This window comes from Leptospira noguchii serovar Panama str. CZ214 (assembly GCF_000306255.2).
Taxonomy (GTDB): Bacteria; Spirochaetota; Leptospiria; order Leptospirales; family Leptospiraceae; genus Leptospira; species Leptospira noguchii.
This window is the reverse complement of sequence record NZ_AKWY02000026.1, coordinates 98,159-110,998: the sequence shown is the minus strand read 5'-3', so window position 1 is coordinate 110,998 and position 12,840 is coordinate 98,159. Positions and strand designations below refer to the sequence as shown.

General features: G+C 35.9%; 7 protein-coding genes. 3 read left to right on the top strand and 4 right to left on the bottom strand.

The annotated features are described in order from the left end of the window. Positions 1-358 precede the first annotated feature (358 nt). The 3 genes from lon to LEP1GSC059_RS15115 all read left to right on the top strand — a co-directional run bounded on the left by lon (position 359) and on the right by LEP1GSC059_RS15115 (position 5,098). Entirely contained in the window at positions 359-2,878 is a 2,520-nt protein-coding gene (gene lon, locus LEP1GSC059_RS15125) for an endopeptidase La (RefSeq protein ID WP_017214039.1), read from the top strand. Positions 2,879-2,923: 45 nt separating this feature from the next. Beyond that, positions 2,924-4,048, top strand: coding sequence for a DegT/DnrJ/EryC1/StrS aminotransferase family protein (locus LEP1GSC059_RS15120; RefSeq protein ID WP_017214038.1), 1,125 nt, complete (start codon positions 2,924-2,926; stop codon positions 4,046-4,048). 567 nt (positions 4,049-4,615) lie between these two features. Then, positions 4,616-5,098, top strand: coding sequence for a Dps family protein (locus tag LEP1GSC059_RS15115; RefSeq protein ID WP_002180236.1), 483 nt, complete (start codon positions 4,616-4,618; stop codon positions 5,096-5,098). Positions 5,099-5,341: 243 nt separating this feature from the next. On the opposite strand, the gene LEP1GSC059_RS15110 is transcribed toward LEP1GSC059_RS15115, so the two are convergent. The 4 genes from LEP1GSC059_RS15110 to LEP1GSC059_RS15095 form a co-directional block, all read right to left on the bottom strand. Next, entirely contained in the window at positions 5,342-5,740 is a 399-nt protein-coding gene (locus LEP1GSC059_RS15110; protein WP_002180209.1) for a DUF3052 family protein, read from the bottom strand. Positions 5,741-6,161: 421 nt separating this feature from the next. Beyond that, the gene (locus LEP1GSC059_RS15105; protein ID WP_020981001.1) at positions 6,162-6,674 is read right to left on the bottom strand and encodes an LIC10604 family protein; all 513 of its coding nucleotides are present in this window, start codon (positions 6,672-6,674) and stop codon (positions 6,162-6,164) included. A gap of 664 nt (positions 6,675-7,338) precedes the next feature. Continuing rightward, a complete protein-coding gene (locus LEP1GSC059_RS15100; RefSeq protein WP_017214035.1) occupies positions 7,339-9,243 on the bottom strand; it encodes a DUF1561 domain-containing protein in 1,905 nt (634 codons plus the stop codon). 1,154 nt (positions 9,244-10,397) lie between these two features. Further along, positions 10,398-12,770 (bottom strand): sulfatase, encoded by a 2,373-nt coding sequence (locus tag LEP1GSC059_RS15095; protein ID WP_020981034.1) that lies wholly within the window; start codon positions 12,768-12,770, stop codon positions 10,398-10,400. Positions 12,771-12,840: the final 70 nt, after the last annotated feature.

Below are 12,840 nucleotides of genomic sequence, written 5' to 3'. Positions count from 1 at the left end.
TAACAAGATCAAAATGGATCTATTCTTTGTAGGAGTGTTCGATTGTAAAGAGCTTAAAGTTTCTAAAAACTTTCTAAGAAACTCCCATAGAATCAATTTCTAATTTGTTAGAAATCCCTAAAACGACGCCTTGATACAGATCGGGTTTTTACTTTTAAATTTTATAGAGAATCTCATGATAAAAATACAAAAATAAATCAGCGTATATCGATCTAACCGCTTCAAAATCAAAAAATAAATTCTACTTGATTCTTCAAAAAGCCAATCTTTCGAAATTTTTTCAGCCGGAATAGAATTGGATTTGATTTGAGAATCTCCTCCACTGTAAGAACCTGGACAAATTAAGAGACGTTTTCAGTTGGAAGGAGGTCCTTTGGAACCTTTAGAGGATTTATCTGGAATTGAAGAAAATTCAATCATTCCATTGGATTCAATTTTACCGCCGGAATTATTTTTAGTTCCGATTAAGTCCAGACCCGTGTTTCCGGGCATTATCACTCCTTTGATCGTTCCCAGCGGCAAATTTGCAAAAGCCGTAGAGGAAACCGTCAAAGGAAATTCTTTTTTGGGTCTTGTTCTTTTAAAAGACGAAGAAAACGAAAAAGAAACTTCCGAAAACATTTATCAGTTCGGTGTTGTCGCTAAGGTATTAAAAAAAGTGAATCTACCCGACAATGCCGTCAACATTCTCGTCAATACAATCCGTCGTTTTAAAATCGAATCTTTCGTAAGTAAAGATCCTTTGGTCGCAAGAGTTTCGTATCCGGAAGAAGAACCCGGAGCTCCGAAAAACATCACTAAGGCGATGATGAGAACCTTACTCGTTATGACCAGAGAACTCGCGCAAAACAATCCTCTGTTTACAGAAGAAATGAAACTTACCATGCTCAACGTAAATGAGCCCGGAAAAATGGCCGACTTTGTATGTTCCATTCTCAATTTAGAAAAAGAAGAATATCAATCCGTAATCGAATCCAATATTCTCAAGACTAGAATTGAAAAGGTTCTTCTCTTTTTAAAGAAAGAAATCGAACTCGTGTCCATCCAAAGAGAGATTTCGGACCAGATCCAAGACAAGATAGACAAACAACAAAGACAATTTTTCTTAAGAGAACAACTCAAAGCGATTCAAAACGAACTCGGTATCAAAGACGATAAGTTTGAAAAGAAATACGAAAAATTTTTAGAACGACTCAAAAACCTAAACGCAGATCCGGAAGTAATCGAAGAAGTAACTAGAGAACTGGATAAGTTTTCTTATGCGGATCCTAACACAGGAGATTATAACGTTATCCGAAACTACTTGGACATCTTAGAATCTCTTCCTTGGGAAGCGGCGCCGGTTCGAGAAATCGATTTAGAAAAAGCTAAAAAAACCTTAGACAGAGATCATTATAAACTCGAAGACGTAAAAGACAGAATCTTAGAATTTCTAGCGGTTAAAAAACTTAAAAACGACGAAAAAGGCACCATATTGCTGTTAGTCGGACCTCCAGGCGTGGGAAAAACTTCAATCGCGAGATCGATCGCCGAGGCCATGGGAAGAAAGTTTTTTCGATTTTCAGTCGGGGGAATGAGAGACGAAGCAGAAATCAAAGGACATAGGAGAACTTACATAGGATCTATGCCTGGTAAGATCATTTCAGCACTTCGCATAACAAAAGAAAGAGACTGTGTCATTTTGCTGGACGAAATCGATAAACTTTCGGTAGGTATTCAAGGTGACCCCGCTTCCGCTCTTTTAGAAGTTTTAGACCCGGAACAAAATAAAAATTTTAGAGATCATTATTTAGATCTTCCATTCGATATTTCGAATGTATTTTTTATTGCTACCGCCAACACGTTAGACTCTATTTCCAGAATTCTTTTAGACAGAATGGAAATTATCAATCTTTCCGGTTATATCACGGACGAGAAGGTTCAAATTTTTCAGAAATACCTTTGGAAAAAAGTTCTCCACAAAAATGGAATTACTCCCTACGGCATCGAATTTGATAAAAAAGCGATCGTAACTTTGATCGATTCCTATTCGAGAGAATCCGGAGTTAGAGGTCTGGAAAAAGTAACAGATAAATTGGTCCGTAAAATAGCGATCAAAATCGTTCGTAAGGAATCGTTTCCTAAAATCATTCAGGAAAAAGACCTGGAAACTTTTTTAGGAGTTCCAAAATTTACGGACGAAAGAATGGTTCGTGCTTCCGTTCCTGGCACTGCTCTCGGTTTGGCCTGGACTTCGGTCGGGGGAGCAACCCTTCTTATCGAAGCGCTTTTTGTAAAAGGCAAAGGTGGAATTCTTCTTACGGGAATGATCGGTAAAACGATGGAAGAGTCTTCCAACATCGCCTTGAGTTATATTAAGAATTTCTTACATAAGGACGAGTTATTCAACGATCGAATGATTCATTTACACGTTCCAGACGGAGCGACTCCCAAAGACGGTCCTTCCGCTGGAATTACGATGGCGTCTGCAATTTTATCTCTCGCTCTGAATACAAAAGTAAAATCTGGTTTTGGAATGACCGGAGAACTTACTCTTACAGGAGAAGTTCTTGCGATCGGTGGTTTACGCGAAAAAATCGTAGCCGCCAAAAGAGTGGGGATTCATAAGATCATCTATCCTAAGGATAATCTTCAACATTTGCAAGAAATACCGGATTACGTTAAAAAAGGAATGTATTTTTTTCCTGTGAGTCGTTACGAGGAAGTCGCCTTATTGTTGTTTGACGAAAAAGTTATCTCCAAAATAAATCCATCTTTTCTGGAAAATTTGAAATCGAATGGTGATCCGATCAATAAACTTTCCCCTAAGAAAAAGACGACCAAAAAACGAAAAACGCCTCTTTCCAAACAAAAAGGAATCAGTCGAAAGAAGAAGTAGTATTTTAGAATATTCTTAAACATAAATTAACTCAGGAGAGCCAAAATGGGCGTTCCATTTATAGACATTAAAAGATTTGAACCGGGTTTACTAGAAGAATGGGAAGAAAAAGTAAAAGTTCTTAGTAAAAACGCTAGTTTTATTGGCGGTGAAGAAATTTCTATTTTAGAAAAGAATTTATCTTCCCTTACGGAAACTAAGTTTTCCATTGCTTGTGCGAACGGTACGGACGCCCTTCAACTCGCTTTACGTGCATTAGGTGTTGGTAAAGGAGATTCCGTCATTCTTCCTGATTCTACTTTTTGGGCTACTTTTGAATCCGTAGTAAACGTTGGCGCTGACCCTTATACAGTTGATACCGATCCAAACGATCTTCAGATGGACTTTATAGAATTTGAAAAAGCTCTGGATAAGGTCAAACCCAAGGCGGCAATTATCGTACATCTTTACGGCTGGGGTTCTTCCCGCATTGAAGATTTTCGTAAAATCTGTAAGTCAAAAGGAATTCCTTTGTTAGAAGACGGAGCCCAATGTTTCGGCGTAAAATACAAAGGAAATTCCATCTACAAGGACGCTCTTATTTCTACCACTTCCTTTTATCCGGCAAAGGTGTTAGGTGGTGCGGGAGACGGTGGCGCAGTTTTTACAAACGACGAAACACTCGCCAATAAAGTAAAAATGCTCGCTAATCACGGTAGAATTTCTCATTACGCTTACGGGGACGTGGGTTGGAATTCCAGACTGGATACCCTACAAGCAGCATTTCTAAACATCAACCTAAAACATCTAGAAGTTAGAATCGCTTCTCGTAAAAAAGCTGTTCAAAAATATTATGATATACTCCCAAACCTAGGCATTCAAGTAATCCACCCACCTAAGGATTATGAAGAAAACGGTTATTGCAACGTTACACTTTCTACTCCTGAAGAACGTCCTCTGATTCAAGAAGTTCTCAAAGAAAATGAAATCGGTTTTGGTAATATTTACCCAGGTGCTATGAGCGATCAACCAGGTGCAAAACCTTATATCAAAGGAAAATTCGGTGATAAACATACAACCGGTAGAATCTGTTCTTCCGTCCTCAACTATCCTTTATTCCCTTACATGAAGGAAGAAGAATTGGAAGAAGTTTTTTCCGCAATTCGGGTGTACAATTCTAGGAAAAAATAAAAATCTGAATTTGTCCCGAAAAACGTAAGCGCCAAAGATACGAGACGCTGAATTGTCAGTTTTATCTCTTTGTTAAATTAAAACTGAGTTTCGGGACACGTTCTCAATAGAGTTTTGTTAAAAAATTCCATAGTTCAATTGAACAAACTGCTTCAATCGACCGTTTCCATGTGATAGAAAACAGTTGGAGAATTAACTCTAATTTCCATTTTCTCTTTAAAATCCTCGCGCAAGGGATCGAAGCGGGGTCAATAAATTTGTGACTCGTGGCATTTTGATTTTCCAAAAGTTTTGAAATTTATTGACCAGAGCTGAGAGCCTGGTGGTCGGACGGTTTTGAAATCTTTTTTTGTATTTCTATAAAACATGACCGACCATGCGCCCCGATTTTTACAAAGTATTACTTTATTATTGTATTTTTTATTTGGTAAAAAAATTATTTTTTGATTGATAACTTTAAAGCAAAACTATGAACGAACGATTATTTGAAATATGTTTTTGGACAGGTAATAAGTTTTTTCTTGTTCTTTTATGTTTTCAGTCTATTATTAACAGGGGGATTTGTATATGAAAGAAATAGATATAGGGATATCCGAAAAAAATAGGGAAGCAATCAACTCGGGATTACAAAAACTTTTAGCTGATACTTACATTTTATATTTTAAAACGCATAGTTATCACTGGAATGTTACCGGTCCACAATTTAACACTCTTCACCAGATGTTTCAGACTCAATACAACGAACTCTGGCTTTCTATCGATTTGATCGCTGAAAGAATTCGCGCTCTCGGTTTTTACGCACCTAGTTCTTCGCATCAATTAGGAAAGCTCACTTCCATTCATGAAGAAGGTGGAGTTCCTCACGCTGATGATATGATTCGTCATTTGGTTAGCGGTCATGAAACCGTTATTAGAACTGCGCGTTCTTTACTTCCTGCCGCTGACGAAGGTGGGGACGAGGTTACTTTAGATCTTCTGACCCAAAGATTAGAAGTTCATGAAAAAACGGCTTGGATGCTTCGTAGTCTTCTGTTCGTTGATAACGCTTAAAAAATTATAACGATAATTTTTTAGCTTCGATAGTAGTTATAGTTTATTTAATAAGTTGCAGAAGTTTTTTTATTTCGTGGAAAGATATTGCAGATTTGAATCGTTGTAGTATTTTTCCACAACGACTGATTTTCGTTTAACGCCGGTTAATCTTATTTCCCCAACAGCCAATCTTAGAAAAATATTCGTTGAGTTTCTATGATTGTTTCAGAAATCCGATCGATTTGATCCAAACACAGAATATTATTTTTTTCTTCTATAAAATTTTAAGCCGGACCATATTTCTGATACCGCGCAGACCTTTACGTCCACAATCCCTAATTCTAATCCTATTTCACGAACGACATTTTCGTTTATGTCGGTTGGAACCTTCGACGATCCTTTGGGCCAGGAAATCCAAATCATTCCTTTCTCCGCCAGATTTTCTACCAATTTCGGAAATTGCTTTTTTAATTCTTTGATTTCTTTTTCAAATGTATGCAAATAATCGAATGAACCTTTTAAGGTGTTTTTGATTTCCACCTCTTTCAGTTGATCTCTAAGTTCTTTTTGAACTTCTTCTGGAAGGTTCTTGAAATATACTTTCATCCCCGCTTTGAGTCCTAACTTATCCCCTAAAGATTTTGCTGAATACCCTGACATAATTTCCCTGATCTATTTTTTAATTTCTACCGCGCATTCTCAAAATTTTTCTGTGAAATCTGAATTTGCAGTAGTTCCCACAGATTTTGTCTCATTATAAATTTTTAAACATCCATTTTCCGATACCGTAGTCTTATGAGTTCCCACATTCTCAAAATTTTTCTGTGAAATCTGAATTTGCAGTAGTTCCTACAGATTTTGTCACATTACAAATTTTTAAACATCCATTTTCCGATACCATAGTCTTATGAGTTCCTACATTCTCAAAATTTTTCTGCGAAATCTGAATTTGCAGTAGTTCCCACATTTTATGAAACTAAAGCAAACACTTCCTGAACTCAGCATCTCGCTTCTATTGGCGCTCGAAGTAACTCAGCAAACACCTATCGGTGTTTAGGTTTTGGGACAAGCTCTTATATTTTTACTTCGTTTTTTGAATCTCCTGAATTTTCTGATCCATAAAGCCTAGATATTCTTTTATCGTAGAGGAATGACCAAAAACAAATTTAGAAAAAAAACGAAAAACTGGAGAATACACTTTTCCGTTTTCTGTGATTTTTAATTTTGTTCCTTCGGGAACAGAACTCAATTCGAAAGTCCAAGAGCCGCCAAAAGGTTTATCTTCGTCCATAATTTTAGATTCGAGAAACGTATTTTTACGATCTTGAATGAATGCAAAAGTTATCACATCATCGTGAGCATCCGTTTCTTTCCAAGAAGTAGAAGTAATTTCTTTTACCTCTTTTACGTTCTGTCTCCAAGACGGATATTGTTTAAAATCGCGGATTGACGAATAAACATTTTCTGGAGAAACTTTGTAAATACGTTCCATAGAAACGGAATGTTCAATCGGTAGACTTGCACCAACCGCATAAATCATCAAAACCAAAAGAACTAAAAAACCGATTAGATATATTAGAATTTTATAAACCATTTTAAAACCTCCAAATTCAAAAAATGTAAATTGTATTTACTAGACCTTACACTTTTATTGCAAAACATAGTTTAACGTGAATTCGACGTAAGAAAATTGGGGCGAATAATAAACTCAATGCAACGACTCCCTGAACGCTGACCCATAGGTAGGCGTTCACTGAGTTTCCCGGGTCGTCGCAGCAGCTCGCAAATTTCATAGTTAAAATGGCTCACGACCTGTCGAGCGACCGTAGAAGCGAGACGCTGAGTTAACGCGACCCATAGGAAAGCGTTGTGCTGAGTTCTTTTCGCTCCAATTCCTTCGGAATTTTTCAAACTCAATGCTGCTCGCTATGGATCGCAGCATAATAATCGCTTTCGCATTAGTTATACCGAACTCACGTTAGTTTAAATGCAAAATATCAGATACTCTATTATACAGCTCTGAGTCAAATTCCCAAATCTAAAATCAACCGTTTTTGAATCTTCAATAAAATTAGAGTTGTCGAAAAATGATTCTCCATCTGTTTCATGGAAACAGATCAATTGAAGAAGTTTTATTAAATTGAATTTTTCAACAAATCTATTAAAACAGTTTTGTTAATCTGAACTCAACAACTTTAATATGTGAGTTCCCACAGATTAAATTGTATAATGGATTTCTAAATACTTTCTTCACTGGCTTACAATAGAACACACCTGCCCCTCTTACACTGATTTACGGACGCGCTGGTTGGGTATTGTCCCGAACCTCTTCTGTCTTCCCCTTCTCCAGTACAATTCCTATTAGAAACCATGATACTAAAAGCATTTTCATAAGTCCCTACCGGTTGTATAGTTGTAAGTCTTATCATAGTCCTTCCTTGTTCTAGCAAATTCATTATCTGGTTGGGATCCATAGTAGGAGTTAATAATTGAATATAGGTATTCAAAGATGTGTTAGTTAAATTCGTTGGAATAACCACTATCCCCCGAGAGGTTCTTAGAATGGGAACGGCATGCCCCGAAGATCCGCTTACACCTTGCCTCCTCAACAATGCTAACCAAATGCTTCCAGGGGGAGAATTGATGAGAGAATTAATATGAGATAACATTTCAGACCGAATATTGAATTGAGAAGAAGACACCCATTCATACTGAGGTAACATGAGTATAGTAGATATAAATGAACGGGGTCTAGTTCCGTAAGAGTTAATCTCAGGTACATTCGTCAGTAATTCTTCTAATTCTGGAGAATGTTGTCTAAAAGAGTCAAAAGGATCGGTATCAGTAGCTGTATCAAAAAAATAACCTCCACTCGTAAGAGGTCCTTGAGAATGATATTCTAGTATTTCTGCTATCATTTGTAAACTATGAAGCATACAAATACCGCATGACCCAAGCCTCTGTGGAGCTGCAACAGAACCAACATTAGTTGATCTAGCTATCGCATAAAGTCTATTCATCCAATCTTCAGTTAATTGAAAATCAGAAGGTAAGGTCCTTTTAACTCTTTTATATCCAAGACTTTCTTGATTACCAGCCGGACAATATAGCCCTGTTTTTCCAAGATTAGAGGACGTATAACGTGTCCAATCCAGTAAGCTTCTATCAACAGCAAATAAAGAAGTGGGGCTATGGGTAGTGTCCTTTTCTAAATAAGAAGGTTTGGCAGCATAAGCAACACCCTTATTGAATCCGTATCTGGTAACTCTGAGGATATTACCTTTATAGTCAGTAATCATTCCTCCTTCTTTCGTTTCAAAAAATACATTCCAAAAAGCTGGATTATCCTTACTGATCGCTGCGTCACTACAAGATGCCCATTTCACCCAATTCCAATTCGATTTTCCCACCTGAGAATACATACAATAGAGTAAACCACTTACTGGATCATACTGAGCAAGATGCCCACTTTCAGGATTGTAATAGAGAGGTGTAGTATTTTTATCCGAACCTCCCCAACGAACAAAGTAACGTTCATTTCCTTGAGTAGTTTGCAAATCCCAAGCAATGGAAGTTTGAATACTGATGTTTCCAGGAGTGGTTATTGTTTTAATCCAATCATTCATAGAAGAATCTAATGTATGATTATATTTATCTCCAGAGTTTCTAGAGATATAACCATACCAATTTGTATCTTTTAAACGGTAATGTCCATCTGCGGTCCAAAAAGAATTGTCTTTTACAATCCATCTCTGTAAAGGATCATTGATTGTACAAGGTCTAAGATGAACATAGTCCCAATTTTTCTCTGCATGAATGACTGTCTCTGGAGCAGTAATGCATAACCAAGTGTCTTCGATATAATAAGAAATTCTTTGAAACACGTCGTATCTCGCATTCATAACGTGTCGTTCCCAGCATTGTTCAATTATAATGTAACTCTCACCTCCGCTAAAAATGGGGCCGTAACAAAATTCCCCTCCGTCATGAATAAGTATCTTGATCGCTTTATCTTTTGGTTTATCGGTAGGTTTTTGAACGATCGAGTAATTGCTCTTTGATGATGAAGCGGCGTGTACACGAGTATGGCTTTCACCATACTCGAAACCAACTCCAATCGAGATTAACAGAACTACTATGAACACTTTCTTCCAATTACACATCTTTTATCCCTCTCTTTTTTCAATTTAATAAAGCAATTTCTTATACAATTTAAATCTAACGATCTTAGAATCCTTACGTAAAATCACCGCTTTACAGTTTCAGTAATATTAAAAATCTATTTCATAAATAACTTTCTATAAATCATACGATCCTATTACTATAAGTAGTAACCCATTATTTGAAACAGCCCTTCTCAAAGCGAAAAATTTCATTAAGTGAAAAACAATAATCCTATCTTATTCTAAATCACTCGAAGAAATGACAGACAACGCAAATTATATAGAAGGTTCAACTTGAGTAAATCCAGATGACTTTAAAAACCTAAACAAAATATTAAAGCCACAAAAGTCTCTCGATCAAATTCCGAAGTACCAATAAAAAGAAAATAATTTAAATTGTTATAAACATTTTATCTTTTCTTAAAATACAGATTCCGATTATTCTAAGATATTTTCGAGACGGCTTCTACTACTCGGATGCATAAATAGAATACCTGAGTTAGATTGTTTCAATAACTTGAATATTTTGGCCCTACTCCAAAATGCCGTAAATCCCGTATTTGCATCATTTTTTAATTACTGCTCTTTTTCCCAAATTTGGCCTCTAATAAACTTGGTACTATTTTTATACGACCGAGCAGCAATTAACTAAAACCAATATATTCACTAATTAGTATATATTAATCAAATGAAATAATAATTAACTTATTTTGAACATATATTCGAATTATATTTGAGTTCAAATCATGATGATTAAATCAATTGAACTTACTATTTAGACAATTGAATAAAATAGAGTTATTGAAAAATGAATCGCCACTTAGTTTCTGTTTTATAGAAACGGTCAATTGAAAAAGTTTTGTTGATCTGAACTCAACAACTCTAACAAGTTCAAATGCTTATAAAATTCCTTCACAAAACCAATATCTCTAAGTTAAACACAATTTTGAGAACTTTACATCTTTGTAAAATCAAGCATTAATTCTTTGAGCTGCTTTTATACATACAAATGTTGAATTTGTGTGAGAGTTTACAAAACAATAGATCAAAAATTAAAATTCTAAAGAGTAATAGGATTAAAAATGCGAGTAGAACGGATTGATAAAGCCAACAGAATCACTGACAAAAAATTTTAGGAAGATCTAAATCAAAAATTACTGATGGATATAACCCCAACTTTCCAGGATCTTACGCACTTCTTGCCCCATAGCCGCCGCCTCTTCTGTTTCTTTACCTCCAGAAAAACCAGTATGGTAGTATACGAACGGAATCTCGGAAGAAGAATATCGATATGGAATTTTATCCAAAGAAACATAATCCGGCTCATCTCTCAAAATTTTCAAAGAGACATCCGATCGAATTCCCCATTTACCTATACGATAATTTTCTAATATTCCATTTTTCAGGATTTCAAGTTTAAAAATAGGAGAAGGGTCCACTGTTTTTACTTCAAGCACTTGGTCAAAAGCGCCCGAAGTATTCAAAATTTTTAAAACAATGTTTTTAGAATCCTCTTGAAGAACTTTTAAATCCCCTGTAAAATCGTAACGATAGATCCCCCCCTTAGAAAAAAATCGAATTTCTCGTTCGCAAACATTCTCACATTTAGGTAACCTCAAAAAAAAAGAATTTTTAGAAAGTTGATTTTCTTTTAAAATAGATCGAGCCTCACCTAACAGCATAAAGTTTGAATTTGCAAGGTTTTCCAATTCTATCGGATCTTTAATTAAATCGTAGAGTTCTTCAGGCATTTTATGAGAAATACCTTCACGAGTTCTTCGAACCGAATCATAACCGGGATATCTACGTATATATTTTAAATTGGGTGTAAGAACGGATTCGGAAAATCTTCCTTCCGTATAAATGACCGGTTCTGATTTCGGACCTTCCTTTCCAAAAATCGACTTGGAATAATCGTTCCCCTTCAATTTATCTATCGGATACGAAATTTGATTTAAACCCAACAAAGTAGGCATCAAAGAGAGAAGAGAAACTTGATCACTAAATTCATTTTTTTGAATACGATTTAAAAAAGACTTAGGAGGATGAATGATCCAAGGAACTCGAATCTCCTTTTCATAATGAGTTTCTCCGTGTGCATAAACTTTTTCGGCGATAAAATGATGATGATGATAATGAGAAGTTTCTAATAACTCGCCGTGATCACTCGTGACTACAATCCAAGAATCCTCAAAAAGCCCTTGCCTTTTTAACTCATCAAAAATTTTTCCTAAAAGAAAATCTGTATAACGAACTTCCCCTAAATATTTTTGTTGATATTCGTCTAGCTGATTCCACAACAATGGATCGGATTTTTCCTTTAACTCCTGAAAAAACTGAGAAGGAGGTCTATAACCCCAATGAGGAGTGTTTAGATTGAGATGTAAAAAGAACAAGTCCTCTTTGTGATCCCGAAAAAAAGTCTCCGCTCTCGAAACCAATTCTTCCGTGTCCAAATTATCTTTCCCCACTTGCTGTATTTTATGAAATCCTAAATCCACTCCTACGGAAGTATAATCCATTAGAAAAACGTTATTCATAATACTTTCCGTAAAATAACCTTCTTTTCGAAATGCGTTTGGCAACGTAAAAGGTTTTTTAGAATAGAAAATTTTTCTTTGTTGGGCGCTCGTATAAAACCAAGCGTTTCCAAGACCAAGGTTAGAAGCAATCTCCGAAGTAAAAAAAGAAAGCATGGAAGGTTTTGTCCAATTTCCATTTGCAATCGTTTTTTTGAATACAATCGAATCCTTAGAAAAAGAATCTAAAACGGGAGTTGTAGGAAACGGGGAACCACCGGAAGACAAAGAATCCTGTCTCAGAGCATCGATCACGATTAAAATCACATTCTTTTTTTCTGTATTTCTTTTTTCTAATATATAAGGAGAACCTAAAAATAATCCTGAGCCGGATTTAGAATCCCATCGAATCTTAATAAAAGCGCCTGGATTACAATTTTTTTCTTCCTTCCGTTCTGTTTGGTTCCAAATTTCCGAACTTTGCAAATCGGTTTTTACAATCGTTTTAAAATTTCCGACGTTTTTAAATTCTAAAGTGGCACTGTAAGGATTCCATTCTAACTTTTGCGATTTCAAGTTTTGTTCAAAAATTTGTTTATCATCTAAAAAAATCCTCAACTCACCTTCACCCGAAAATTCTCCGATTCCTTTAGAAAGACTCGCAGCGTAAAATCGAAAAACGTCTCCGCAGAACTCCTCGTCCAACTTCAAAATACATTCTCCACCCGCGGGAACAAATAAAGAATCCTGTGACTCGTTGATAAAAAGAGATTCATCCGTATAAAGAGTCAATTGAACGTTCTTCCAACGATCCTTAGGATTGAGATCGGAATATCTTCCCGGATTTTTTTTCCAATAATAACGAAACGTTTCTATTTCTCGATTTGTATCACCCGTACATTCCAATTCTTTGTTTTTCAAAATACGAGTTAAATCTTTTTTAATTACGTTCTTATCCGAACTCGAAACCCGATTACATCCTTCTAAAATCGGAATCGAAAGTAACAAAATCAAAAACACCCAGCATCGAATAAATAACATGAATCCAGAAAAATCGTTTTGTATCTTGAGACAACAG